Genomic DNA, 24,698 nt, shown 5'->3' with positions numbered 1-24,698 from the left:
ACGGATAAAACACCGCTTTTCAATGAAAGTCTTTTTAGTAAACGCTAACGTACTATCGTTGAACTCCTCTACGTGCTACTAGAACAAAGGCGATGAATAGTAAACCGAAGATAGTGGTGCTACCGCCGTGTTCCTCAACCACTATGACCGTATCTTCGTAGATATACTCATGGTTGTCGCTTTCTAAACTTAAGTAAGCAAGGTCGGCGTCATCGTATCCGTCAGAAAAAGCGACCAGTTGCTCTGAGTAGGCATCATATAGTTCGATGAGCACATCATAATCTGCCGCAGGGAAGCCTGAAAGCAAGTGGCTTTCCACCTCAAAAGCATCTGAAGAATCTTCGCCATACAGCACAAATTCTGAGGTGACATGAATGGCTTCGTACCGATCGTTTCTACCTAAGTAAATAACCCCATATACAAGAGCACTGTCGTAAGCAGTATCTGCATCGAACTCAACGGTAAACTCAGAATAATAGCCGTCATAATCAATATCAGTATCTAAAGACACCCAGCTGTCATAAATCCAATAATCGGGCAATAGTGTGATTGACTGTGCTTCGGCATAGGATTTACTGGTGCCGCTAAAAAGGCTTTCACGTTTCGCTTTTTTCTCAGCCAGTGATGCCGATCCCAACGTGTCAGCTTTTGTAACGTTATTGCTTTTAATATTGTTAATGGCGCTGGTAGTGGCGACCTTGGCCGCCGCGTTAATTGCAGCCTGAGTAGATGCTTCATTAGGAGAGTAAACCGAGCCGTAGCGATATTCCGTTGATTCAACAGACACAGTGTCACTTGATAGCGTTTGTTCCGCGTATGAAGTGTTAATCAACGAGCAAGGTAATAGGGCTAGTAGGCAGAGCTTTGCTAGGGGTTGAATGGGTGATTTCATTGTTAACATCCTTTCTAATCAAAATGACAGGTGCCATTGTTGATTAAATAAGATGAACAAAAACTGAAGCCACCCTTAATGTAGTGTTGAGTAAAGGGAGTAGACTGCGAGATTTAGTCTTCTAGGTAATCGTCTTCGTACTCATCTTCGTCATCGCCGCGGGGCATGAAATACGTTCCCCAGCCATCGTATTGAACGTCTTGTTTGTCAGCAATTTTAAGTAAAGCATCGGAATCAGCATTGAGTTTTTCAAGGTTTAACTCTCGCTCAACGATAGCATCGAAACAAAAAATTGTACCGCCATCATCAAGCATTAACTCTTCTGCGTCAGTCACTTCAAAACCTGCTTTGAACGTATCAACCGCGGCTTTTTCTAGCTTGTCGAAGTCGTTACTCGCAAAGTGATGCTCAATGGTGTATTCGGCATCGGCCTGACTACCGTCTTCTAGTAGCGCTTCTATGGTTTCCTCGTTAAAGGAATACCATTCTTCTCTTTCATCAAACTGACTCATAACGCAAAACCTCAATCATTTTTCGCAAGTTTACCTGCTTTTTTCCATTTCAGCGACTTCAGCATCCAACTCAGCCATCTTGTTTTTCATCTGGTCGTTGAAATACTGCATCCACGCTTTAAGTGGCTTGTCGTCGGTAAGTGGTTCAGGTGCACTAATATCGATAAGTACTACGCCGTTGTTCCATCGGTTCCACTTTACTTTATTGTGTAGATTACTGGCAGTCACCATAACGATGGGTTCATTAGTGGTTTTCGCTAGCCTGAATGCGCCTTGTTTAAAAGGCAATAAACCGCGACCATAGCTTCTTGTCCCTTCAGGGAAAAACCACACTGAGGTCCGCTTTTTAGCAATGCGGTTGGCAGCGATATCTAACGTGTTACGGGCTTTACCCGAGTTTTTTCGATCAATGAGAATATTGCCTGATAGCCAATAAATTTGACCGAAAATGGGGATCCACTTAAGGCTTTTCTTTCCAATAGTCACCACGCCCGGTAACGCGGCCTTACAAATAGTCATCAGGTCGTAATTATTTTGGTGATTCGCAATAAATACGTAGGGCTCTTTTATGTCTACGGCTGAATCTTTTCGAACAATCACCTTTAAACCCATCACATACGACATTAATGAATAAAGTTTGCCTGCCGTATGTACGTTGTCTTTGTGAAAAGGACGAAAAATGCATACTGCAAATAGGGCTATATTAACTAGCAAAAAGGTGAGTAAAAGCGCGGGAACGCGTAGTAAAGCAATCAAAGTGGCTCCTGAATATAAATGACGCGCGAAGTATAAAGTAAGTTTCAGCGTACACTTGTCCGATGAGTTATTATAGATGCTTTAGCGGTGCTGTTGCCATGGTATAGCTAGAAATACGTTCAAATTAGGTAAGTTAATCTAAAATACTTAACTTTAGTATGAGGTAACTTTGTCGATAGCATCTTACAATAAGAGAAAGCGTAACCTCACCATCACCAACCCGGTATCTATAATGCAGACATTTGTACCTGACGACCTCGAAGAAGATATTCTTTGTGACTTAATGGAAGAAATCAATGAGCTTTACGAATCAAGTGAGCAGACATTAATCGAATTAGAGCTTCGTCCAGAAGACAATGAACTGCAACGTGCGTTGTTCCGGTCAATCCATACCATTAAAGGCGACCTTGGGTTAGTGAATTTCTCACCTATGATCCCCTTGCTTCAGCATGTAGAAGACTTACTCGATTACTTACGTAAAGGGCAGGTGTCGTATACCAGCACCATGAGTGACTTGGTGTTACTTACCATGGATAGGGTTAAGGCATTTGTAGAAGCTGTTATGGCTGAAGGAAAAGCCGAATATGACGATACCTTGCACCAACAGTTGGTCATGGCGATAAGTCGAATTACACCGGATAATGGTGATGAACATGAGAAGCGTCTTACTGAGGCGGTTTTGTTACTCAACCCCGCTTTAGATGTCATTACCGATGACAGCAACCCTGAAAATATCCAAATAAAACCGCCGACATTGGCAACGTCGGGCATACCCAAAGACATGAGTAATGAAAAGAAGCTGGATGTGCTTTTCTTTCGCGACCTTATGCAAACTATCGAAAAACGCTCAAATTTTTGGGTAGGAAGAGGGGATAGGGTTGCTAAGCTAGCGTTATATATTAATAGCACTGCGGGCAAACCAATTGATGAATCTCAGCTAGCCGTAGCCAGTTATGTACATGACTTTGGCATGGCATTCATGCCATTAAAGCTCTTGCATAAAAGCGAGGCATTAACCGATATAGAGTTTAACTTAATGCGGTCCCATGTATATAAAAGCTCTCGTTTGCTCGAACACTTAGACCAATGGGATTTGGCGCGTAAAATAGTGATGCAGCATCATGAACGTACTGATGGTACCGGTTACCCATTAGGCCTTAAAGAAGAAGATATTAGTGATGGGGCTAAGTTACTCGCCATTGTTGATACTTATGATGCGATGACACATTCTCGGGCCCATAATGATGAAAAGCAACTATCCAAGAAAGAGGCGGTTATTGAAATTAACCGCAGTGCCAAAGGCCAATTTAGCATGCAGTGGGTGAGGTTGTTCAACCAAGCGATGACAAGTTTGTTGAAAAAAGGCGGCTAGTCTCCGATTACTAACGAACCTATTTCTTGTTTTCAACAAACATAAAAAAGCCCGCTATTTCACAATGAATAAAGCGGGCTTTTGTGTATTAACAGGTCTTAAAACCTAGCGTAAACTAAGTAATACCTAGCTCTTTTAGCTTGCGAGTAAGGGTATTACGGCCCCAACCTAATCGCTTAGCGGCATCTTGCTTATGACCGTGAGTGTGCTGAAGGGCACGTTCCAACATGATTTTTTCAAACGTAAGCATGGCGTCATTTAGAATATTGTATCTGCCATCGCGAAGTTGTTTGTCGGTCCAACGGGCGAGTAAATCTGGCCAATCTCCAGCTTCGGCAGCGGGCTTTTCTATGCTGCTGTCAGAGTGGATTTCAGGAGGTAAGTCACTGGGTAAAACTTCTTGTCCGCTGGCCATCACGGTTAGCCATCGACATACGTTTTCGAGTTGTCTCACGTTACCTGGCCAAGGAAGCTGAGCCATCAACTTTTCAGCATCTTTGCTTAAGCTTTTTGCTTCTACATCTAGCTCTTTCGCCGCTCGGCGTAAGAAGTGACGCGCTAACAAATGAATATCTTCACGGCGTTCAGAGAGGGAAGGCAGATGCACACGTATAACGTTTAAACGGTGAAACAAATCTTCACGAAACTTTCCATCTGCCACACGCTTTTCTAAATTCTGGTGGGTTGCGGCAATAATACGTACATCTACTGCCACCGATTGGTGTCCGCCCACACGGTAAAACTGTCCGTCGGCCAATACCCGTAATAAGCGGGTTTGAACGTCTAACGGCATATCACCTATTTCATCAAGAAAAAGGGTGCCGCCATCAGCTTGCTCAAAGCGACCCTGACGCGCATTTTGTGCACCGGTAAACGCGCCTTTTTCATGGCCAAATAGCTCAGACTCCACCAAGTCGGCGGGAATAGCGGCCATGTTAAGTGCGATAAAAGGCTTGCTAGAGCGCGGGCTATGGCGATGCAAAGCGTGGGCAACAAGCTCTTTACCGGTACCAGACTGGCCATTAATCAATACACTAATTGATGAGCGAGATAATCTACCTATGGCTCGAAACACTTCCTGCATGGCAGGGGCTTCACCAATAATTTCGGTTTCCGGATCATCCTGCGGGGCTTGCTGCGTTTTTGACTGTTCCCTTGCATGCGCTAGCGCACGTTGAGTAAGCGTGACCGCTTCATCTATATCGAAGGGTTTAGGTAAATATTCAAATGCCCCTTTTTGATAGGCGTTTACCGCACTGTCTAAATCGGAATGCGCAGTCATGATGATTACAGGCATCATGGGGTGGGTGGCATGCACTTCATTAAGCAGTGTCATACCGTCCATCTGCGGCATTTTAATATCAGAGATAATCACTTCTGGCGCTTGACCGCTTTGTAACTGAAGGAGTAAATCTTGCGGGTTTTCAAAACACAAGCATCCAATGCTTGCTGTTTGTAAGGCCTTTTGAAGCACCCAACGAATAGAACTGTCGTCATCGACAATCCATACTGACTCATTCGTCATTGCCTGTCTCCTTGCGGTCTATCGGAATATAAATTACGAATTCGGTGTGCCCAGGGTGGCTTTCTACATCTATTTTTCCGCCGTGATGGTTTATCAATGTTTGCGATATCGATAACCCTAAGCCGGAACCATTTTGCTTACTGCTCACCATGGGGTAAAAAAGCGTGTCTTTTATTTCAGAGGGAATACCAGGGCCATTGTCTATCACTTTTATTTTAGCGATTAGCGCATGGCGGTTTCCCTGAATTGTCATCTGTCGCTCAATCCGCGTTACTAAACGAATTTGAGGGTTAGGTGTTTCACTTTCAGTAAGCGCCTGAATGCTATTTCTAACGATATTCAACACGGCTTGTTGAATCATATCGGCGTCGATCATCAGTGGCGGAATACTAGGGTCGTAATCACGAATGATGGTTATGGGGGTTTCTGAGTCAACCCGCATTAGGCTTCTCACTTGCTCCAATGCTTGATGCACATTGCTCCAATTAAATCGAGGAAGTGAATTTGGCCCAAGTAAGCGGTCGACTAAATTTCTCAGTCGATCAGATTGCTCAATAATCATCTGAGTAAACTCTTTATGCTCTTCACTCAATTCTTTTTCAAGTAATTGCGCCGCCCCGCGAATGCCACCTAGCGGGTTTTTAATTTCATGAGCTAACCCACGGACAAGTTCACGCGCTGCATAATGTTGTGCGTTTTGTAAATTTTCACGGGATATTCTTTTTTGCTGGTCTATTTTTTTTACTTCAAAGAGTAGCCTAGCCCCTTCTTCTAACTGCAAGTTCGTTACGGTTAAATCAACCATGACATTGCGGTTGTCTCTAAAACACAGGCGAATTTCGTTTTCGGTAAAGTCTTCTCCGTGTCTTAGTGCTGCGCGTAAGCGAGCGGTGTCAATATTTCCAGGCAAGAAAAAGTCATCAAGACGATGGCCGCACAGTTGCTTTCTGCCTGTTTCAAACAGCGCTTCCCCTGCGTGGTTGGCGTAAACGATATTTAACTTATCGTCCACCATTACAAGCGCAGTATTCAGGCTATTTAAAAATTGTTGCGTGTCTAACTCGGTTGATTGCATCCGAGCTTATCTCCTCTGCACTATATAGGTGCATTGTAACGTATCAACAAAATTTGTAGGCACAGAATTGGTGTTACTTTTTTTCTGTTCCCCGCTATGGTGCGGGCTTTGCGCTACGATTGAACGTTAGTTGCTATTTATTAACGCTGATGCTTGATGCAGAAACAGCGTTTGTAGTGCAGAGGATGCAAGAGTCTTGCCCTTATTGTCTGTCAGCTCAACCTTATACTGATGTTCGCCCCGATTTATGCCATTTAAGGTAAATACGCCTGTTGTATTGCTCTGCAATAGGGCGCCATCGAAGATTAATTGATAGCGCGGCGCCTTTACTGAAGTCGGTTGGTTCGCACGTATGGTGAAGTTTCCGGCATTGTTTCGAAGGGTGGCGTTAGGGGCTGGAGAGGCAATAACCACGTTATAGGTTTTTGTCTTCGATTTAGTCGTTTGAGCCAGAGTGGGTTTTGGTGCTGATGGGCTAGACACAACATTCTGTGTTTTCGCGTCAAACTCGACGGTGTCGCTTTTTGGTGAAGGGCTATCCGTATAAAGGATAGTGCCATCGGCTTGCTTCACTTTATACACAGGTGTGTTTGTGGTGTTAGTCTCCTCTGGGACATTTGAGGTGCTTTGCCCATGGCTTTCATAAGGGATTAACGCAATCGCGGTAAGTAACGCAATATAAGGATAAATTTTCAATAGATAGGCCTGCTCATAGTTTCTTACTTATATAGTAGAAAAGCTTTAGCATAAAAAAAAGCCCGCATAAGCGGGCCTTTGTATATTCAAGCACTTAAACGTTGATTAAACGCTGTAGTACATATCGAACTCAACTGGGTGAGTTGACATGGCAAGCGTAGTCACTTCTTCAGACTTAAGATCGATGTATGCATCAATCATGTCGTCAGTCATAACGCCGCCAGCTTTAAGGAATTCACGGTCGTTATCCAATGCTTCTAGTGCCATTTCTAGCGAGCTAGCAACTGTTGGAATTTCTGCCGCTTCTTCTGGTGGTAAGTCGTACAAGTCTTTATCCATAGAGTCGCCAGGATGGATCTTGTTCTTAATACCGTCAAGGCCAGCCATAAGCATTGCTGAGAAAGCAAGGTATGGGTTAGCTGTTGGGTCAGGGAAACGTACTTCGATACGACGGGCTTTATCGCTCGTTACGTATGGAATACGGATAGATGCAGAACGGTTACGTGCAGAGTATGCAAGCATTACCGGTGCTTCGAATCCTGGAACCAAACGCTTGTAAGAGTTTGTTGATGCGTTAGCAAAAGCGTTGATTGCACGAGCGTGTTTAATAATACCGCCAATGTAGAAAAGCGCTTCTTCAGACAGACCAGCATACTTATCACCCGCAAAGATGTTTACGCCATCTTTAGAGATTGATTGGTGACAGTGCATACCAGAACCGTTATCACCTACAAGAGGCTTAGGCATGAATGTAGCAGTTTGACCGTAAGCGTGAGCTACGTTGTGTACTACATACTTATATACTTGGATTTCATCTGCTTTTGTTACTAGTGTGTTGAATTCGCAAGCGATTTCGTTTTGACCAGCAGTAGCAACTTCATGGTGATGCGCTTCAATAACTAAGCCCATTTCTTCCATTACTAGACACATAGCAGCACGAATGTCGTGAGCTGAATCTACTGGAGGAACTGGGAAGTAACCGCCTTTAACACCAGGACGGTGACCCATGTTTCCGCCTTCAAAATCAGCGCCTGAGTTCCACTTTGCTTCAGCAGCATCAATCTTATAGAAAGAGCCAGCCATATCTGTGTGGAACTTTACATCGTCAAACAAGAAGAATTCTGGCTCTGGACCGAAGAATACTGTGTCGCCAATGCCGGTAGATTTTAGGAATTCTTCTGCGCGGCGTGCAACAGAGCGTGGATCACGCTCGTAACCTTCCATTGTTGAAGGCTCTAAGATGTCACAACGAATGTTAACTTGTGTTTCTTCTGCGAATGGGTCGATTACCGCACTCGTAGGGTCTGGCATAAGAACCATGTCTGATTCGTTAATGCCTTTCCAGCCAGCAATTGAAGAACCATCGAACATTTTACCTTCTTCGAATGTCTCTTCGTCTACTGTACCAGCAGGAATAGATACGTGTTGTTCCTTGCCCTTAGTATCAGTAAAGCGCAAATCAACAAATTTCGCTTCACTTTCTTTAATTAGCTCTAATGCCTTTTCTACTGACATCGTGTCCTCCAGGTTTAATGTAAAAATGCGGAATGATCAGCTTCATCCCAACAGTGGAAAAACTAAAAGCGATTTTCATGCCATCTATCGTGATTCCGATTTTGCTGGCTTAGCAGCAAGAGGATTACTGAATGATTAATGGTGATGCACCCAAATGGTGCTCAATCGCTATATTTTGGTGCAAATTAAAATTAAGTAGCCGTTAGCTAGCCTAGAGTAACTCGTCTTCAGTTACCACCGAAAACAGGGCGCAAAAGTAATAAATTCGTTAATCAAAGACTATAATAATGAAAAACATGCCTCCCTTTAAAAAAAAGGTGCGCAAACGCCGTGGTTTTTCTGTACAATCCGCGCAAAATTTACTATCTGCATTTTTTGCAACAAATCTAATGCATGCTTATTGGCATGTAATGATTTACACAGGCTCCCTAGATGACTACCACTGATATTAATAAATTACGTAACATTGCTATTATTGCTCACGTTGACCACGGTAAAACAACTTTGGTTGATAAACTGTTACAACAATCAGGCACTCTTGAAACTCGCGGAGAGCAAGAAGAGCGCGTGATGGACTCGAATGACATCGAGAAAGAACGCGGCATCACAATCTTAGCTAAAAACACTGCTATTAACTGGAACGACTACCGTATCAACATCGTAGATACTCCAGGACACGCCGATTTCGGTGGTGAAGTAGAGCGTGTAATGTCAATGGCTGATTCAGTGTTGCTTCTAGTAGACGCGCAAGAAGGCCCAATGCCTCAAACGCGTTTCGTAACGCAAAAAGCATTCGCTCAAGGTTTGAAGCCAATTGTTGTTATCAACAAAATTGACAAGCCTGGCGCACGTCCTGATTGGGTTATGGATCAAGTATTCGATTTGTTCGATAACCTTGGTGCAACTGACGACCAGTTAGACTTCCAAGTTGTTTATGCATCAGCACTAAACGGTTGGGCTTCATTAGATGCCGACAAACCTGAAGATGACATGAATGCGTTGTTCCAAACAATCGTTGACCAAGTATCTCCTCCAGACGCAGATGCATCTGGCGCATTCCAAATGCAAATTTCTCAACTCGATTACAACTCTTATGTAGGTGTAATAGGTGTTGGCCGTATTAAGCGCGGTACTGTTAAGCCAAACCAACAAGTTACTGTGGTAACTGCTGAAGGCGAAAAGCGTAACGGTAAAGTTGGCCTAGTATATGGTTACCTTGGTTTAGCACGTCACGAAGTTGAAGGTGCAAGCGCAGGCGATATCATCGCAATCACAGGTTTAGGTCCGCTTAAAATCTCTGACACTATTTGTGATGTTAACCAAGTAGAAGCAATGACTCCGTTATCTGTTGATGAACCAACAGTAACCATGACTTTCCAAGTAAACACTTCACCGTTTTCTGGTAAAGAAGGTAAGTATGTTACTTCACGTAACATTCTAGAGCGTTTGAACGACGAGCTAGTACACAACGTTGCACTACGTGTTGAAGAAACACCAGATCCGGATAAATTCCGCGTATCAGGTCGTGGTGAACTTCACTTGGGTATCCTTATTGAAAACATGCGTCGTGAAGGCTACGAACTAGCAGTATCACGTCCAGAAGTTATTCTTAAAGAAGAAGATGGCCAAACACAAGAACCGTTCGAAACACTAACGGTAGACTGTGAAGAAGCGCATCAGGGCTCTATCATGGAACAACTTGGTCTGCGTAAAGCTGAAATGACCAATATGTCTCCAGATGGTAAAGGCCGTGTACGTATCGACTTCGTTATTCCTAGCCGTGGTTTGATTGGTTTCCAAACTGAATTCATGACGATGACATCTGGTTCTGGTTTGCTTTACCATACATTCGATCACTATGGTCCGTACAAAGGCGGTATCATTGGCAAGCGTAAGAACGGTGTTCTTATTGCCAACGCTAATGGTAAAGCGCTAACTAACGCCTTGTTTAACTTACAAGAGCGTGGTCGTTTGTTTATCGGTCACGGTGTAGAAGTTTACGAAGGTATGGTTATCGGTATTCACAGCCGCGACAACGACCTAACTGTTAACGCCCTTAAAGGTAAGCAGTTAACCAACGTTCGTGCTTCTGGTACTGATGAAGCGCAAACTTTGGTTCCGCCGATCAATATGTCTCTTGAGCAAGCGCTTGAATTTATCGATGAAGACGAACTAGTAGAAGTAACGCCTGAGTCTATTCGTATTCGTAAGAAACTTCTTACTGAAAACGAACGTAAGCGTGCTTCACGCGAGAAAAAGTAATCACTTTTGCTTTGTTAGCCTCATAGGTTATTAAAAGCAGTAAAGATGATTCAAGAAACGCCAGCGTTAACGCTGGCGTTTTTTTTGCTAAAGCATTTTGCATAAGCTTTTTGCTGAAATTTCGACGAAAGATGAGTTGGCAACATCGAGTTTGGCCTCTATCATCAAGTTAATGAAACTAAAAAGGCAAAGCCCGTGTTCTCTGTAGCAGTTATTGAAGACGATGTTATCACGCTCGATCTTATTACCGATGCATTAGAAACCCGCTTGTCGGCGACGGTTTACCCGTTTAGCCGAAGTAAAATTGCCCGTGAATTCTTACTCCAACAAACACCAGACACCCTTCAGCTTATTATCAGCGACCAAGTCATGAAAGAGTATGACGGGTTAAGTTTGTTAAAAGCATGCCGATCTGCGAATTTATCCGTTCCTTTTTTACTTATCACTAGCGATCCCAATAAAGAAGTCGTCATGGAAGCGCGCAAATTAGGTGTATCTGGATTTTTAGCGAAACCGCTGGAAATGGACGCCTTGGCCGCAAAGGCGAAATCCGTAGTGCTAGCAAATACGAAAAGTCGCGTTAGTTAATAACGAGCTACTCGTCAGTAAAAGTATGCAATGGTGCTAGCAAACAAATAAAAAAGTCCTAAATGGTCTAAGCAGCGCTAGTTTATATGCTTACGAATTATTACACTGGTGCCCATAATGTAATGGCAACAGGATGTATGTGTGACGATTAATTTTGACCAAACTCCACCTCGTAAAGATACCTATTCGTTTAAGTGGCAAAAATATAAAGGTAAGGACATTATTCCTGCTTGGGTTGCCGATACTGAATTTCGTTGCGCACAGCCTATTTTGGATGCAATTTCAGCACAAGTTGAGCACGGCAACTTAGGTTATGTACTACCGGGTCAGCATCAAGGCGCTATAAGCGCAATTCAGCGCTGGTTGAAACTCAAACATGACTGGGATGTGAAATCAGAATGGATTGTGTGGACACCAGGCGTAGTGCCTGCGTTCAACGTAGCCTGTAAAGCGTATTGTGAGCCAGGCGATAAGGTGCTTATTCAAACACCTAACTACCCCCCATTGCTAGCGGCGCCAAAATTAAATGAACTAGAGCGTATCGATATTGGCACTGTGATTGACCCAGAATCACAAGGAAAGCGCTATACGTTGGATTTCAAAGCATTAGAAGCCCATGCGGCCGACCCCAAATGTAAGCTATTCATTCTTTGTAATCCAATGAACCCAGTTGGCTCGGTATTAACTAAAGCAGAGCTAGATCGGGTTGCTGATATTTGTAACGCCAATGACGTGCGTTTATGTTCAGATGAAATCCACTGTGATTTAATCTTAGAGCCAGGCCTTAAGCATATACCTGCAGGTCGTGAGGTTAACTTAGCCGACAACAGTGTTACCCTAATGGCTGCTAGCAAAACCTTTAACGTTGCGGGTTTAGGCACTTCTTTTGCGATTATTCCAGACTCTAAACTTAGGCAGCAATTTACCAGCGCAGCCGCGGGCATTATGCCTTGGGTTACCGTGCTGGGATTAGCCGCTACCGAAGCCGCATTTACGTTGTGTGATGATTGGCACAGTGCTCAAATTGACTATTTACGTGCGAACCGTGATGCCGTGTTTGAAACCATAAACGGTATCGACGGGTTATCAATGTTGAAGCCTGACGCTACCTTTTTAGCTTGGGTTGACGCAAGTGGTTTAGGCGTAGAAAACGTGCAAACATGGGCAGAGGAAAAAGGCGTAGGGCCTTCTCCTGGCGCAGATTTTCATAAAGCGGATCATTTCAGAATTAACTTTGGCTGCAGCCAGTCGATGCTTAATGATGTACTACAACGTTTAGCTAAGTAGTTCACAAGTTAGCGACAAATTACACGCTAGCCACTATTTACGCGCTAATTACTCATTAAACGCTAGCATATAAAAAAAGCCCGTTTGCTTAACGCATAACGGGCTTTTTAGTGGCTAAAATTAGCGGATTAGATGAATAGGCTAGTCAGTTTATAGAGACCTAATCCCACCACAACCGATACCACTAAAACCCCTGCAAGATTGCTCCATAGGGTATTTTTGAAATCACCGAGGGCTTTGCTTTTATTCATCACTACTAACAAAAAAATAGCAATAATAGGCAGCAATAAGCCGTTGGTAGCCTGAGCAAATAAGATAGCTGGCAAGGGTTTAAATCCTAATGCAGCAACGGCAACGCCACACACAATGATTGCTAACCATACTGCGCGAAACCCCTTGCTCTTCATGTTGTCAGATAACCCCAGCGCACCACATACTGCATATGCAGCCGCAAGAGGCGCGGTTATGGCGCTGGTTAGCCCAGCCGCAAATAAGCCTAGTGCAAAGAACCACTGGGCTTTGTCGCCTAACACCGGCTTTAACTGTTCGCCCATGTTACCTGCATCCATGGTGGCGGCTTGATTGAAAAAAGCCATCATGGCCGTGGCCATCACCACAAGGGTAATTAAGCCGCCCATGCTAATAGCCGTTGCCGATTGTTTTCTGCACGCTTTAATCGCATCGCTTTTATCAGAATTCGTTTTATCCGGGGTTGGGTTCTCTGTGTTTCGGGATGACTTCGCCACAAGACTCGCATGAAGGAATAAGTTGTAAGGCACAATGGTGGTGCCTATTAACGCAAGTATGGTAGTAATGGAATCGGCGGCTAAACGGGGCTGCAGTAACTGGCTAAACATTAATGATATATCAGGCTTAGCTACAACAAGGGTAACGAAAAACACCCCAGCCATAATAAACACGAGGTACACCAGTACGCTTTCTATCCATGAATAGCTACCCGTCCAAAGCAGTGCGATAGCTAGCGCACCAAGAATAAGTGCCCAAGTGCCTGTGCCAATTTCCCAAAACGCATCCAGACCAATGGCGGCGCCGGTTAGGTTGCCTGATTCATAGGCGGCGTTCCCAATACCAATTGCGCTAACAATTAACGCAATAAAAAGCATTTTCAGCCATGGCGTAGACACCATATCTTTCATCGCTGATGCCAAGCCTTTGCCCGTTGCCACCCCTAGGCGAGCAGCCATATCTTGTAATACGATGGTGGCAAAAATTGAAAACAATAATGCCCACACCAAATGAAAACCGAAGTTAGCGCCTGCTAGACTTGCCGTTGTTACTGTACCTGGGCCAATAAAGGCGGCCGCGATAATATATCCTGATTTATCTTTTGCCATTGCAGTCACTCTTAGTTTAGTTTTGCTATCATGACAATAGGTTAGCTATTGCGCAACTACGCAAACAAACGCTATTGCTATTCGCTCACTATGTTCTTGTGCTTTGGATACAATTGAAAAAATACGTTTTTAGCCAACGTTTTTAATCCAACATGGTAAACGGGCGCGAAGGGTACAGGTTATAAATAGGTCATTTCAACCGCTAGTAGGAAATTTTAATGTCAGAAACGGCGCGTCCCATCGATATTCTTTTGCCTGTGTTTGAAAAGGGCAAATTAACGCACGTACTACCTAGCGCTTACAAAGCCGACGGTATGATATTCGCCGTTGCGGCATCACCAGAAATCCCTATGCCAGAGCAGTGGATGCCATGGTTGATTCAAAGCTCTTCAAGTGCACTAGTAGACAAAGATGTAGATGCTTTAGCGGATGTACTGATGAATAACTTAAGGGCTCACCTGCAGTGTATGACAGACGAAAAACCCTTAATGCCCACGCGCTGTGAGTATTCAGATGGTGAACTTGATACTGCGCCTGAACTTTCGCCTGAAATCGCCCCTGAACTAGCCCAATGGCTTGAAGGGTTACTTTATGTGCATCAGCAACTTGAAGAAGTCTGGCAACAGGCGTGGGAAAAGCTAAGTGCAAAAGAGGCCTTGCGAGAAGATATCAATGCCTCAGATACCCCAGAGAAAAGGCTGTCTCGTTGCTTGAAGTTATTTACTACCCTAGCGAATGTTGAACTGGCGTTGCAGTATCGTAACCCCGACCAAGCTCAACAGCTAAAAGAAAACTTACCCTTATTGTGGAAGCAGCTTCCTGCGATGATCCAAGATTATATTGCTCTGGCTGGAGAGCTGAGCGCAGCATTACCTAACCAGTTTGAAACCTTTACGAAAATCTCTTAACGGGCTTTCTGGCGTTGTAGGTGTTTGCGCTGAGAAAGCGTATTTCGCAACGACTTCATATAGGCGTCTAACTCAGCCTTAGCGCTGTCGTAAGCGTTACTCAACTCGCTAGAGCTAGGTTGGCGCATCAGCGCTTTAAACGCTAAATCAGTTTGCGACAACAAGTCTTTTAAATGCTGGTTACTATCATCCATGTAGTTTCCTTTAGGTTATTTAACGGTTATTCCATAACATCAGTCCGTGGTAATACGGCCTGTTCAATTTATAGCGGTTTTACTACTGCTAAACAAACAATAGCCAATATTAGCAGTACCGGAGCTTCATTAATAATGCGGTAAAATTTGGCACTGTGACGGTTTTCATCACGGGAGAATTGTTTTACTAGCTTAAACAAATAGAAGTGATAGCTGTAAAGTGCAAGCAAAAGCATGAATTTAATGTGCAGCCAACCTGACATTTTAAACCACGTACTGCCGTAGCTTACGATAAGTGCGACGCCAAACGCTAAGGTTAAAAAAGCGAAAGGGGTGACAAAAAACCACAGCCTTCTCTCCATCACTTTAAACTGATCTTTCACGTCTTGCGATGTAGCTTCAGCGTGATAAACAAATAGTCGAGGAAGGTAAAAAATGCCTGCCATCCACGCTAGCATAAAAAAAATGTGAAGTGCTTTGAACCATAAAATGTACATTGTTAATACTGTGCCTTTTGTAAAAAGCTTTGCAAAATATTCCAGGTAATAACGCCAATGATGTCGTTGTGTTCCTGATCGTAAATATAGACCGCGCCAGAGCGCGTATTTTTAAGATGTTCATACACTTCATGTAGAGTGCTTTGGGCATTCAAGCCTTCCATCTCGTGATAACTGAGAGCATTAGCATCGTGTTCTAAGCTCACATTATATTGGACCAGACGATACTGCACATCTATTTCAAATTTTGACTGCTGAATGACGATTTTTGTCGGGTTCTTCGACAAATAGTCTTCTAGCGCTTTATCTGGGGCATCATGAAAAAGCTTATAGTCTTTACTTAATGCCGCCAGTACACCGGTTTTTTCAAGGGCTTCGCGAATGGAAGAGATAGCATAGGGTAAGTTCTGATAGTCTAATTGGCGAATAAAAATAGACCGATTGCCGAAAAACTGTGTTGATGTCACATACGCAGGCACGATGACCAGCATAGCGGGCAAGATAATTTCAGGGCTGTAAGATAGCTCCATTACCGCAGATAATGCCGCTAACGGCGCATGAAGTACGGCGGTAAGCATGCCTGCAATGCCTAATAAGGCAAAGCTGTTAGTAAATTCAGGCACATCGATAAAATATGATAGGGGCACCAATAGTACAGCGCCAGCAAGCATGCCGATAACCATGACAGGCCCAATAATGCCGCCGGGAATACCCAGCCCAATAGCAAATACAGCCAGTACAACCTTGCTCACTAAAATAGCACACAGTAAAAGGGTTTCTGGGTTACTGGCAAACAGCGTTTCAACATCAATAAAGTTCGCCCCTAATGCCTCGGGCAACAGCATACCCACGGTACCCGTTATTAGCGCCGCCAGCATGAGTCGCCACACCATAGGGACAGGTCTAAACCAGGTCATTACCCGCATAAGTTGGTTATTAAATAATGTAGCGAGCATACCGAGTAATACGCCTAGTAAAACGAGGTATAGGTACATCCATTGACTAAATGCGGTAAAAGACAAAAATGACAGTTCGTTTACCTGCCCAAATACGATACGGGTTAGTACCGATCCACAGGCGGCGGCAAGCATTACAGGCACAAATATATGTATTTTATATTCCCGCAGCACCACTTCCATAACGAAGATAACTGCCGCAAACGGGGTATTAAATGAGGCGGATATACCCGCAGCAATACCACAGCCCGCTAAAATACGAATGCTGTTGTAGGGAAGCCGTAGCCATTGACCTAAGAAACTGCTGGCCGATGCACCTAAATGAACACAGGGGCCTTCTCGGCCTACCACGAAGCCGCCGGCTAAGGCCAACATACCGCCGAAAAACTGATTAATAGTGGTGCGAAAGGGAATATGGCCGTAGTAATATTTTACTCGGTGGATAACAAAGGGAATACCCATTCGATAGTGCTTAAAACCGGTGATATAGGCAATAAGCAAAATACACAGCACGCTAAGTAAGGGCATGAGAAACCAAACCGGCCATTCATCATTGAACCACTCCCGCAGTGCGCCGAAACCTGAGGCTTGAAGCCATTCCACGCAAAGACGAAACATGATGATCAGCGATGCAGCACTTACGCCGCCCACTATACCCAAGAGGCAAAGTTGTATAGACGTCCTCGGGTGAGCCACTTCTTGTCGTAAAGCCTGCAAACGCATGTTGTGATACAGTAGAGAAATCGTAGATATAAGCAGCTTACCACAAACACTTGAAATTCATAATGTTAAGAATTTTAATGTCTCTGGCTCAAGCAAATTAAGAACCAAAACTATTCATGACAACTGATAAATTGAAACAACTCCTAGGCGATTATAAGTGGTCATTGCTTGTCGCTGCTTTGTTACTGGTAATGATAGCGTTTGGCTACAAGTTAGCGCGAATAGTGGATGAGGGTGATAGCCTGAAGGTAGCCGCTCAAGATAAAACCATTGCGATATTAGTCAGTGAAAATAATCAATATGTGACTCAGGTTAATCAACTGGAAGTCGCGTTACAGTTAACAGAACTGGAAAAAAAATCGATAGCTGAGCAGCTCAACAACGTTCAAATCGAGCAGGCTGAGCTTCAACAGCAATTGGCTTTTTACCAGCGAATTATGGCACCTGAAACCACCCAAGATGGTTTTGTCATTGAAGGGGTAGAGGTTGTCTCACTGCCAGAGCCTAATCAATTTCAAATGCGTTTTGTAGTGCTTCAGCAGCGACAAAACAAAGCGTTAGTTAAGGGCAAACTTGCAGTCACCTTAGTAGGTGAGCGGGAAGGGAAGGAGTACACGGTTGCTATTGGCGAGCCAGAGTTTATTCAGCAAGAAATTGAGTATAGGTTTAAATATTTTCAAGCCATTAATACAAGCTTTACGCTACCTGATGGATTTCAACCGACATCAATTACGCTAGAAACTACCGTGTACCAATATAATGCTAAGCGCGGAGACTTAGCTAAAACGGTCAAATGGGAAGACGCATTGAACCGTGACAGTTTGTCGGAAGATACTCAGTAGCGCCTCGTCGATACATTAAATGCAAACCGACAGTATCTTGCAACGGTTAGCCTTACTGACATCGCTATCTCTCAAATAGAAAATAATACCCGTAACCTACTGCTATGGCAGGAACCGCGGAATAAACAGTGGCTAGAATGGCCGCTTTTGGCGATAGGGCGATGGCGGGAAACAATGCATCACCGTCGTTACTAATAGCATTACCAAGCTGAGCTGAAAATGGCACTGCACCATTCAAATACAGGCTGGTCACTAAAATTTGTGGACCACATCCAGGTAAAAAGCCAACTAAAATTGCTAGGCCTACAACGCTTGCGCCCATTGATGTTAGCGTGGCACCTATATCTAGTCCAAACCACAGTATCGATAATTCAAACAATAAAAAAGCGACGATAACCCAAGCTAATACAAATTGGGTGTCTAACGCGGCTTTACTCTGCCAGCGTGGTGGAGGCGTAATAGCATCTTCTTTGGTAAGCGAGGCGTAACCTGCACTGCCACCATTTAATGACCACAGTGTAATTGCCGATAGGCACAACACAGCACCAATAAGTTGCAACGTTGGTTCCGTAATACCTAGATATTCATGAACTGGCGATTGAAACGACAAGCCCAGTGCGATGGCAAGTGACGGTAACGCTACAATCAGCCAGAAGTAGGTAGAAAGTTTATCAATAGAAGAGGGAGCCGTGCTTGGTGCTTGCTCACTATCGTCACTATTGCTACCTACATGGCCATCGGTACTATTTAGTGCTCTAGTTGAGGACGGTGTTTGGTAATTGTGGAAACGGTTCACAATAACGCCGGTTAGGGTACCTACCACCATTCCAACACCCATGACCGTTAAACCGTCAAACGGCGCTTGTGCCAATAATAAGAACGCGGCGTCACCCATGGTACTTGTTAGTACAGCAACTACCGCACCAAAGCTTGTGACACCTCGGGTGTATTGAGTGACCACTATGATCGCGCCCCCGCAGCCGGGAAGGGCACCGAGGAATGAGGCTAAGCCTACTTCATAAAATGGATGCTTGCGCATAAAGTCGCCGATGGCTTCAGCAGAGACTTTTAACGTGGCAATGTAGTAAATAGAAAGTGACGCGTAAACAAATGCCGCTACTTGAAAATAGGCATCAGACAAAACCGCGATGGTCGCTTCCTGAGTGAATGAGTAAACAAGGAGCATAACGACAAACGCCGGTAAGAAGAGGCGCTTGTTTAACATTAGTGTTTTTTGCCTAATGCTGACTTTTTCAGTTGAGGTTAGGGAAGACACTCTCGATTCCAAATGATAGCAATATGTGGTTAACCCACGTGATATGGTAAAAAATAAAAGTTTTACCGAAGACTCTTACAACGTTTTTCGTTAGCGAACTGTACTAATTCCTACGAATACTTGCGTGTTCAGATCATGCTGCAAATGCCACTAATGATAATAGTAATTATTATCATTCAACATTAATCTGTCAATCTTCATCTTCAACGCTTATAAAACACATGTATTGGGCAGTGCTTCTATAAATGCTTTTATAAGTGCTTTGATGAATGTATTGACAGATGCACTGTTGTTGAAAGGTAAATAAGGATCCAAACCGTGCAGGGCGAAGTAGCCAAGAGTAGCAGTAAGATTTATTTCTTCAGATTAAGGGGACCGTTATGACAAATACCCGAACAGAAAGTGACAGTATGGGGGAACTAGAAGTCCCTAGCGATGCGTTATATGGCGCCCAAACACAACGCGCAATTAATAACTTTCCAGTAAGTGGTGAGCGAATGCCGCTTACTTTCATTCGCACTCTAGTGACAATTAAAAAAGCCGCTGCACTTGCGAATAAAAAACTCGATACACTTGATGCCGACATTGCCGACGCTATCGAACAAGCCTGTGACACATTACTGAGTGAACCTGAGTTACAGCAGCACTTCCCTGTAGATATATTCCAAACAGGCTCAGGGACTAGTACAAATATGAATGCCAATGAGGTTATCGCTAACTTGGCGAATCAACAACAGGGGAAACGTAAAGGGGGAGTGGTTCACCCTAACGATCATGTGAACAACGGGCAAAGCTCAAACGATGTTATTCCCACTACTATTCACGCAAGTGCCGCCATTGAACTGAAAGAGTCGCTTATCCCTGCCATTACTAGGCTAATTAGTATCATTGATACCAAAGCGAATTCAGTGTCTGATTATTGCAAAACGGGCCGTACTCATTTAATGGATGCTATGCCGGTTAGGATGGATCAAAGTTTACGTGCTTGGTCTGCGCAGCTTAGCCAGCAGTTAGAAACCGTAAAAATGCTTCAACCTGCCATTCAAACGTTAGCGCAAGGTGGAACAGCAGTGGGCACAGGTGTAAATGCACATCCTGACTTTGCTGAAACCTTTGCTAATAAGCTATCTGAGCTTACTGGCATCGCATTTACCCCTGCTGACAATTGCTTCGCATTAATTAGTTCGCAAGACACTGCGGTAACCTTATCTGGCGCGATAAAATCCCTCGCGGTCACCTTAATGAAAATTTCAAATGACTTACGCTGGATGAATTCAGGGCCACTTGCTGGTTTAGGTGAAGTATCGCTACCCGCATTGCAACCAGGGTCATCTATTATGCCGGGCAAAGTGAACCCAGTAATACCCGAAGCGGTGGCAATGGCTTCGGCGCAGGTGATAGGGAACGATGCAGCCATAACAGTAGGCGGGCAGTCGGGTAATTTCGAGCTTAACGTTATGCTACCCATGATTGCCGATAATTTGCTTTCGAGTATTAAGCTAATGTCTAATAGCTGTGTGCTGTTGGGCGAACAGGCCATTGAAGGTTTTACGGTTAACCAAGAAAACCTTGAGAAAGCATTGGCAAAGAATCCTATTTTGGTGACGGCGCTTAACCCTATCATTGGTTATGCGAAAGCCGCAGAAATAGCGAAAAAAGCTTACAAAGATAAAATGCCTGTTATCGATGTTGCAGAAGCGATGACCGACTTACCAAAGTCTGAATTGGAATCGTTATTAGATCCTAAAAAACTGACTGAAACTCAGCGTTAAGGTTGTAAATAGAGCGTTTAACTTGGGCTTTAATGCGCTGGTTGAAACGCTCTATGGACAAAATGTTGATATACAAAGCGTGGAGCCCCACGCTTTTTTTATGGGTTTCGAATGTTATTTTTGGTCGATACTAGATGCCCAGTGCAAAGGAATGCTAGATTGTGATTATTTTGTGAGCAGTTGTGCGCTTGTTAAGCGCTTGCCTATTGCCGATGAAGCGGAATTTGATAGAGTGCATACTCGCTTTAAGCCCTCATGGTTGGGCAGTTGAGCAATAAAAATTACTCAGGAATAATTAATGACAGATACATGCTTTCGCATGAAGGGCACTACACTAACCAGTATCGTGTTAGAAGTGATCGATTTTGATCCAGATACCTTTGAATCTCAGCTTGCTGAGAAGGTAAATAGTGCACCCCAGTTTTTCACTCGTTCATCGCTAATTTTGCATTTAGTCAAATCACTGAATGCCACCGAGTTCGAGTTGCTCGTTGCATTGTGTCGACGCTTTAAGCTTCAACCTATGGCTGTACGCGGTGAAGTAGGGCCACTGAGAAGTATCATCAACGACTTGGGCTTAGCGGATGTTAGCCAAAGTAAATTCACAGAAAGCTCGTTGAAAACAACAAAACCAGAAAGCACCACGTTAAAAGAGCAGGCCGCGAATGAGCCTGCAGCACCTACTCCAGTTTCTTCACCAGTGCCTACACCAGCACCTGTCACAAAACCAGTAAAAGTTATTAGTCGCCCAGTACGCTCAGGGCAGCAAGTCTATGCTGAAGGTGGTGATTTGGTCATTACCGCGGCAGTAAGTGAAGGGGCGGAAGTACTTGCAGATGGAAATATTCACGTTTACGGCACACTTAGAGGCCGAGCTCTGGCGGGCGTAAAAGGCAACGTGCATGCCCGCGTTTTTTGTCAGTCGTTAGATGCAGAACTTATCTCAATTGCTGGGCAATTCATTATGCATGAAACCGTAAAAGCATCATGCTGGAAACAGCCCGCACAAATCTATTTAGAAGAGGACACGTTACGCATTGAGCCTATCGCCTAAGTGTTAACGTATTCTACAAGGAATTAAAAATGGCAAAGATTATCGTAGTAACATCGGGTAAAGGTGGGGTGGGTAAAACCACCTCAAGTGCGGCTATCAGTACAGGTTTAGCCTTAGCGGGTCATAAAACCGTCGTGATCGATTTTGATGTGGGTTTGCGTAACCTTGATTTGATCATGGGCTGTGAACGCCGAGTGGTTTACGACTTCGTTAACGTAATAAATAAAGAAGCTACGCTGAAACAAGCGCTAATCAAAGATAAGCGTACCGACAACTTATTTATTCTGCCAGCATCGCAAACCCGTGATAAAGACGCGCTTACCATTGATGGTGTTCAAGCCGTACTTAACGAGTTGAAAGAAGACTTCGACTTTATTATTTGTGATTCGCCAGCGGGTATAGAGCAAGGCGCTCAGATGGCATTGTATTTTGCCGATGAAGCTATTGTGGTTACTAACCCAGAAGTATCTTCGGTACGTGATTCAGATCGTATTTTAGGTATTTTGCAAAGTAAGTCTTTGCGTGCTGAACAAGGAAAGCCGGTAAAAGAGCATTTATTGCTTACCCGCTACAACCCTCAGCGAGTAGAAAGTGCAGAAATGCTTAGCGTTGCTGATGTTGAAGAAATTTTAGCCATACCATTGTTGGGTGTTATTCCTGAATCAGAAGCCGTACTCAAGGCCTCTAACCAAGGTCAGCCAGTTATTCTAGATTTAGAAGCTAACGCAGGTCAGGCATATTCAGACGCCGTTCGCCGTTTGTTAGGCGAAACCATTGAACATAGATTTCTAGAAGCAGAGAAGAAAGGGTTCTTTAAACGCCTGCTAGGAGGCAAGTAATGAGTATTTTCGATTACCTACTCAAGAAAAAGGAAAAGCCGAGTACTGCGGCAGTGGCCAAAGAACGGTTACAAATTATTGTTGCGCATGAAAGACGCAAACGTACTGAGCCTGATTATCTGCCAATGATGCAGCAAGAAATCATTCAGGTAATACGCAAGTATGTGAGCATTGCAGATGACCAAGTATCGGTACAGTTGGAGAACAGTGACGATTGTAGCGTGTTAGAGCTAAACGTTACCTTGCCTGAAAGCTAAGGCTCCCACAGCCACGACTTGCCATAAAATAGTACTACCCATGTCTTAGTAACAAGGCATGGGTAAACTGCTGTCGTTTATTTGCTTTGGTCAAACGTAATACCAAGTTGCTGCTTCGCTAAATGCACCACGGTTGGGTCGATTGGCGGAGGTTCTACTGTCACGCCTTCACTCAGCGCCTCAACAATGGTTTTTAACACGCTAATACGAGCAAACCATTTATGCTCAGCCTGTATCACATGCCATGGCGCCATTTGAGTATCGGTTTTATCAAACATCTCTTCTATGGCAGTAATGTAGTCATCTCGTCGGCCACGATTTCGTATATCTTCTTCGGTTAGCTTCCAGCGTTTGTAAGGGTTATTTAAGCGTTCTTCAAAGCGCTCTAATTGCTCGGCTGCTGAAATATGCATAAAGAGTTTTATAATTGTCACGCCGTCATCAATTAACAGTCGCTCAAACTCATTAATCTCCTGAAAGGCTCTTTCCCATGCAGGTTGTGGTGTGAAGCCTTCAATGCGCTCGACCATGACACGACCATAGTAAGAGCGATCGAAAATGGCAAGCCTACCCGGTGTGGGGAGTCGTGTTTGAAACCGGTAAAGGTAATGGCGACCTTGCTCTTCTGGGGTAGGTTTGGCAAAGGGGTGGACTCGAAAACCGCGAGGATCGAGCTTTTCGGTTACCCTTCTAATCGCGCCGCCTTTTCCTGAGGCATCCCATCCTTCAAATACAATAATTGCGCGTCGGCCTTGGTGGTAGTAAGCCTGTTGAACATGGAGCAACTTTTTTTGCCAGCTTTTCAATGCTTGTTTGTAATGTTCACGTTCATCGATAGCAGGTGCTTGTGCACCTTCTGGCAGCCTAAGCTTACGATTTTGAAGGGAAATAGAAGATACTGAATGCGTCATGTTAATCCCGCCGGTTTCTTTTTAGAGTATGCCTTAAGGCCAGTAGTGTCCATGTCGCCACGCATTTTCATGCTAAATGAAAGGCCGATAGCTATTGTTTCAGTTAGTTTCACCCCAATAGTTGATAGCATTACTCAAGTATTAGATAATTGGGTTATCAATGCGTGTACGTGAATCCGTGCAGGCGCACATGGTTAATGAAGAGGTGAGTATGTCCGTAGAAATGGCGTTGCCAATTGAGTTCTCTGATGCAGCGGCGACAAAAGTAAAAGCGCTCATCACGGAAGAAGAAAATCCTGCGTTAAAACTGCGGGTTTATGTTACTGGAGGCGGTTGCTCTGGCTTTCAGTATGGTTTCACTTTTGATGAGAAGGTGAACGACGGAGATATGACAATTGATAAAGATGACGTTACCTTGGTGGTAGACCCTATGAGCTTGCAATACTTAGTGGGTGGCGTTGTTGATTATGTAGAAGGTTTAGAAGGGTCACGCTTTTTAGTACAAAACCCAAATGCAACCACTACTTGTGGATGCGGCGCTAGTTTCAGCGTGTAAATGATTATCGGGCGTACACCGCATCTTGGTGTATGCTTGTCTCGCCTTTACGGTATAGTGCTTTTCTCCTCGTTAATT

Annotated in this window: 24 protein-coding genes; 11 read left to right on the top strand and 13 right to left on the bottom strand. The window is 44.1% G+C overall.

Features of this window, described 5'->3' with window-relative positions; all coding sequences use genetic code 11:
• Nucleotides 1-52: 52 nt before the first annotated feature.
• From J8L84_RS15665 to J8L84_RS15655, 3 genes are all read right to left on the bottom strand, one after another.
• Entirely contained in the window at nucleotides 53-892 is an 840-nt protein-coding gene (locus tag J8L84_RS15665) for a choice-of-anchor H family protein (protein ID WP_211071501.1), read from the bottom strand.
• A gap of 113 nt (nucleotides 893-1,005) precedes the next feature.
• Nucleotides 1,006-1,404, bottom strand: coding sequence for a ribonuclease E inhibitor RraB (gene rraB / locus J8L84_RS15660; protein ID WP_057789688.1), 399 nt, complete (start codon nucleotides 1,402-1,404; stop codon nucleotides 1,006-1,008).
• Nucleotides 1,405-1,434: 30 nt separating this feature from the next.
• The gene (locus J8L84_RS15655; RefSeq protein ID WP_211071500.1) at nucleotides 1,435-2,160 is read right to left on the bottom strand and encodes a 1-acylglycerol-3-phosphate O-acyltransferase; all 726 of its coding nucleotides are present in this window, start codon (nucleotides 2,158-2,160) and stop codon (nucleotides 1,435-1,437) included.
• Nucleotides 2,161-2,392: 232 nt separating this feature from the next.
• Here J8L84_RS15655 and J8L84_RS15650 point away from each other — a divergent pair, with 232 nt between their 5' ends.
• On the top strand, nucleotides 2,393-3,532 hold the full coding sequence (locus J8L84_RS15650) for an HD domain-containing phosphohydrolase (RefSeq protein WP_211071499.1): 1,140 nt from the start codon (nucleotides 2,393-2,395) through the stop codon (nucleotides 3,530-3,532).
• A 115-nt stretch (nucleotides 3,533-3,647) separates the two neighbouring features.
• Here the strand turns inward: J8L84_RS15650 and glnG are convergent, their stop codons facing one another.
• The 4 genes from glnG to glnA all read right to left on the bottom strand — a co-directional run bounded on the left by glnG (nucleotide 3,648) and on the right by glnA (nucleotide 8,343).
• Nucleotides 3,648-5,057, bottom strand: a complete 1,410-nt coding sequence (gene glnG, locus J8L84_RS15645; RefSeq protein WP_057789694.1) for a nitrogen regulation protein NR(I) — start codon at nucleotides 5,055-5,057, stop codon at nucleotides 3,648-3,650.
• Entirely contained in the window at nucleotides 5,047-6,132 is a 1,086-nt protein-coding gene (gene glnL, locus J8L84_RS15640; protein ID WP_211071498.1) for a nitrogen regulation protein NR(II), read from the bottom strand. The genes glnG and glnL overlap by 11 nt, the downstream gene beginning before the upstream one ends.
• Nucleotides 6,133-6,258: 126 nt before the next feature.
• Nucleotides 6,259-6,828 carry a DUF4124 domain-containing protein gene (locus J8L84_RS15635; protein WP_211071497.1) on the bottom strand — a complete coding sequence of 190 codons (570 nt, stop codon included), beginning with the start codon at nucleotides 6,826-6,828 and terminating at the stop codon, nucleotides 6,259-6,261.
• 105 nt (nucleotides 6,829-6,933) lie between these two features.
• Nucleotides 6,934-8,343 carry a glutamate--ammonia ligase gene (glnA, locus tag J8L84_RS15630; RefSeq protein WP_211071496.1) on the bottom strand — a complete coding sequence of 470 codons (1,410 nt, stop codon included), beginning with the start codon at nucleotides 8,341-8,343 and terminating at the stop codon, nucleotides 6,934-6,936.
• A gap of 432 nt (nucleotides 8,344-8,775) precedes the next feature.
• Between glnA and typA the strand changes: the two genes are divergently transcribed.
• The 3 genes from typA (at nucleotide 8,776) to J8L84_RS15615 (ending at nucleotide 12,480) form a co-directional block, all read left to right on the top strand.
• Nucleotides 8,776-10,605: a translational GTPase TypA gene (gene typA / locus J8L84_RS15625; protein ID WP_211071495.1), complete on the top strand. Its 1,830-nt coding sequence runs from the start codon at nucleotides 8,776-8,778 to the stop codon at nucleotides 10,603-10,605.
• A 195-nt stretch (nucleotides 10,606-10,800) separates the two neighbouring features.
• The gene (locus tag J8L84_RS15620) at nucleotides 10,801-11,193 is read left to right on the top strand and encodes a response regulator (RefSeq protein ID WP_211071494.1); all 393 of its coding nucleotides are present in this window, start codon (nucleotides 10,801-10,803) and stop codon (nucleotides 11,191-11,193) included.
• A 141-nt stretch (nucleotides 11,194-11,334) separates the two neighbouring features.
• On the top strand, nucleotides 11,335-12,480 hold the full coding sequence (locus J8L84_RS15615; protein WP_211071493.1) for an aminotransferase class I/II-fold pyridoxal phosphate-dependent enzyme: 1,146 nt from the start codon (nucleotides 11,335-11,337) through the stop codon (nucleotides 12,478-12,480).
• A 128-nt stretch (nucleotides 12,481-12,608) separates the two neighbouring features.
• Here the strand turns inward: J8L84_RS15615 and J8L84_RS15610 are convergent, their stop codons facing one another.
• A complete protein-coding gene (locus J8L84_RS15610) occupies nucleotides 12,609-13,835 on the bottom strand; it encodes an Nramp family divalent metal transporter (RefSeq protein WP_211071492.1) in 1,227 nt (408 codons plus the stop codon).
• 218 nt (nucleotides 13,836-14,053) lie between these two features.
• Here J8L84_RS15610 and J8L84_RS15605 point away from each other — a divergent pair, with 218 nt between their 5' ends.
• On the top strand, nucleotides 14,054-14,743 hold the full coding sequence (locus J8L84_RS15605; RefSeq protein ID WP_211071491.1) for a UPF0149 family protein: 690 nt from the start codon (nucleotides 14,054-14,056) through the stop codon (nucleotides 14,741-14,743).
• Here J8L84_RS15605 and J8L84_RS15600 read toward each other — a convergent pair.
• The 3 genes from J8L84_RS15600 to J8L84_RS15590 all read right to left on the bottom strand — a co-directional run bounded on the left by J8L84_RS15600 (nucleotide 14,740) and on the right by J8L84_RS15590 (nucleotide 17,113).
• Nucleotides 14,740-14,937 carry a hypothetical protein gene (locus J8L84_RS15600; RefSeq protein WP_211071490.1) on the bottom strand — a complete coding sequence of 66 codons (198 nt, stop codon included), beginning with the start codon at nucleotides 14,935-14,937 and terminating at the stop codon, nucleotides 14,740-14,742. The two genes, J8L84_RS15605 and J8L84_RS15600, sit on opposite strands and share 4 nt — an antisense overlap.
• Before the next feature lie 68 nt (nucleotides 14,938-15,005).
• Entirely contained in the window at nucleotides 15,006-15,434 is a 429-nt protein-coding gene (hemJ, locus tag J8L84_RS15595; protein WP_057789716.1) for a protoporphyrinogen oxidase HemJ, read from the bottom strand.
• Nucleotides 15,435-15,436: 2 nt separating this feature from the next.
• On the bottom strand, nucleotides 15,437-17,113 hold the full coding sequence (locus J8L84_RS15590) for a chloride channel protein (protein WP_211071489.1): 1,677 nt from the start codon (nucleotides 17,111-17,113) through the stop codon (nucleotides 15,437-15,439).
• A 116-nt stretch (nucleotides 17,114-17,229) separates the two neighbouring features.
• Between J8L84_RS15590 and J8L84_RS15585 the strand changes: the two genes are divergently transcribed.
• Nucleotides 17,230-17,955 carry a DUF6776 family protein gene (locus tag J8L84_RS15585; RefSeq protein WP_211071488.1) on the top strand — a complete coding sequence of 242 codons (726 nt, stop codon included), beginning with the start codon at nucleotides 17,230-17,232 and terminating at the stop codon, nucleotides 17,953-17,955.
• Between the two features lie 64 nt (nucleotides 17,956-18,019).
• On the opposite strand, the gene J8L84_RS15580 is transcribed toward J8L84_RS15585, so the two are convergent.
• Entirely contained in the window at nucleotides 18,020-19,231 is a 1,212-nt protein-coding gene (locus J8L84_RS15580) for a putative manganese transporter (RefSeq protein WP_348771843.1), read from the bottom strand.
• A gap of 380 nt (nucleotides 19,232-19,611) precedes the next feature.
• Here J8L84_RS15580 and J8L84_RS15575 point away from each other — a divergent pair, with 380 nt between their 5' ends.
• From J8L84_RS15575 to minE, 4 genes are all read left to right on the top strand, one after another.
• Nucleotides 19,612-21,003: a class II fumarate hydratase gene (locus J8L84_RS15575; protein ID WP_211071487.1), complete on the top strand. Its 1,392-nt coding sequence runs from the start codon at nucleotides 19,612-19,614 to the stop codon at nucleotides 21,001-21,003.
• 298 nt (nucleotides 21,004-21,301) lie between these two features.
• Complete coding sequence (minC, locus tag J8L84_RS15570) at nucleotides 21,302-22,057, top strand: septum site-determining protein MinC (protein ID WP_211071486.1); 756 nt, start codon at nucleotides 21,302-21,304, stop codon at nucleotides 22,055-22,057.
• A gap of 29 nt (nucleotides 22,058-22,086) precedes the next feature.
• On the top strand, nucleotides 22,087-22,896 hold the full coding sequence (gene minD / locus J8L84_RS15565) for a septum site-determining protein MinD (protein ID WP_013782808.1): 810 nt from the start codon (nucleotides 22,087-22,089) through the stop codon (nucleotides 22,894-22,896).
• A complete protein-coding gene (gene minE / locus J8L84_RS15560) occupies nucleotides 22,896-23,153 on the top strand; it encodes a cell division topological specificity factor MinE (protein ID WP_211071485.1) in 258 nt (85 codons plus the stop codon). The genes minD and minE overlap by 1 nt, the downstream gene beginning before the upstream one ends.
• 77 nt (nucleotides 23,154-23,230) lie before the next feature.
• Here the strand turns inward: minE and J8L84_RS15555 are convergent, their stop codons facing one another.
• On the bottom strand, nucleotides 23,231-24,064 hold the full coding sequence (locus J8L84_RS15555; RefSeq protein WP_211071484.1) for a PPK2 family polyphosphate kinase: 834 nt from the start codon (nucleotides 24,062-24,064) through the stop codon (nucleotides 23,231-23,233).
• Between the two features lie 211 nt (nucleotides 24,065-24,275).
• Between J8L84_RS15555 and erpA the strand changes: the two genes are divergently transcribed.
• The gene (gene erpA / locus J8L84_RS15550) at nucleotides 24,276-24,620 is read left to right on the top strand and encodes an iron-sulfur cluster insertion protein ErpA (RefSeq protein ID WP_013782811.1); all 345 of its coding nucleotides are present in this window, start codon (nucleotides 24,276-24,278) and stop codon (nucleotides 24,618-24,620) included.
• Nucleotides 24,621-24,698 lie beyond the last annotated feature (78 nt).

It is taken from the genome of Alteromonas sp. MMG017, assembly GCF_018100795.1.
Taxonomy (GTDB): domain Bacteria; phylum Pseudomonadota; class Gammaproteobacteria; order Enterobacterales; family Alteromonadaceae; genus Alteromonas.
This window is presented reverse-complemented; position numbering and strand designations above follow the sequence as displayed.

Bases quoted from the DNA above. Each gene is read 5' to 3' on its own strand.
- J8L84_RS15665 (WP_211071501.1), bottom strand. From the start codon at position 892: ATGAAATCACCCATTCAACCCCTAGCAAAGCTCTGCCTACTAGCCCTA.
- rraB (WP_057789688.1), bottom strand. From the start codon at position 1,404: ATGAGTCAGTTTGATGAAAGAGAAGAATGGTATTCCTTTAACGAGGAA.
- J8L84_RS15650 (WP_211071499.1), top strand. From the start codon at position 2,393: ATGCAGACATTTGTACCTGACGACCTCGAAGAAGATATTCTTTGTGAC.
- glnG (WP_057789694.1), bottom strand. From the start codon at position 5,057: ATGACGAATGAGTCAGTATGGATTGTCGATGACGACAGTTCTATTCGT.
- glnL (WP_211071498.1), bottom strand. From the start codon at position 6,132: ATGCAATCAACCGAGTTAGACACGCAACAATTTTTAAATAGCCTGAAT.
- glnA (WP_211071496.1), bottom strand. From the start codon at position 8,343: ATGTCAGTAGAAAAGGCATTAGAGCTAATTAAAGAAAGTGAAGCGAAA.
- typA (WP_211071495.1), top strand. From the start codon at position 8,776: ATGACTACCACTGATATTAATAAATTACGTAACATTGCTATTATTGCT.
- J8L84_RS15610 (WP_211071492.1), bottom strand. From the start codon at position 13,835: ATGGCAAAAGATAAATCAGGATATATTATCGCGGCCGCCTTTATTGGC.
- J8L84_RS15605 (WP_211071491.1), top strand. From the start codon at position 14,054: ATGTCAGAAACGGCGCGTCCCATCGATATTCTTTTGCCTGTGTTTGAA.
- J8L84_RS15600 (WP_211071490.1), bottom strand. From the start codon at position 14,937: ATGGATGATAGTAACCAGCATTTAAAAGACTTGTTGTCGCAAACTGAT.
- hemJ (WP_057789716.1), bottom strand. From the start codon at position 15,434: ATGTACATTTTATGGTTCAAAGCACTTCACATTTTTTTTATGCTAGCG.
- J8L84_RS15590 (WP_211071489.1), bottom strand. From the start codon at position 17,113: ATGCGTTTGCAGGCTTTACGACAAGAAGTGGCTCACCCGAGGACGTCT.
- J8L84_RS15585 (WP_211071488.1), top strand. From the start codon at position 17,230: ATGACAACTGATAAATTGAAACAACTCCTAGGCGATTATAAGTGGTCA.
- J8L84_RS15575 (WP_211071487.1), top strand. From the start codon at position 19,612: ATGACAAATACCCGAACAGAAAGTGACAGTATGGGGGAACTAGAAGTC.
- minC (WP_211071486.1), top strand. From the start codon at position 21,302: ATGACAGATACATGCTTTCGCATGAAGGGCACTACACTAACCAGTATC.
- minD (WP_013782808.1), top strand. From the start codon at position 22,087: ATGGCAAAGATTATCGTAGTAACATCGGGTAAAGGTGGGGTGGGTAAA.
- minE (WP_211071485.1), top strand. From the start codon at position 22,896: ATGAGTATTTTCGATTACCTACTCAAGAAAAAGGAAAAGCCGAGTACT.
- J8L84_RS15555 (WP_211071484.1), bottom strand. From the start codon at position 24,064: ATGACGCATTCAGTATCTTCTATTTCCCTTCAAAATCGTAAGCTTAGG.
- erpA (WP_013782811.1), top strand. From the start codon at position 24,276: ATGTCCGTAGAAATGGCGTTGCCAATTGAGTTCTCTGATGCAGCGGCG.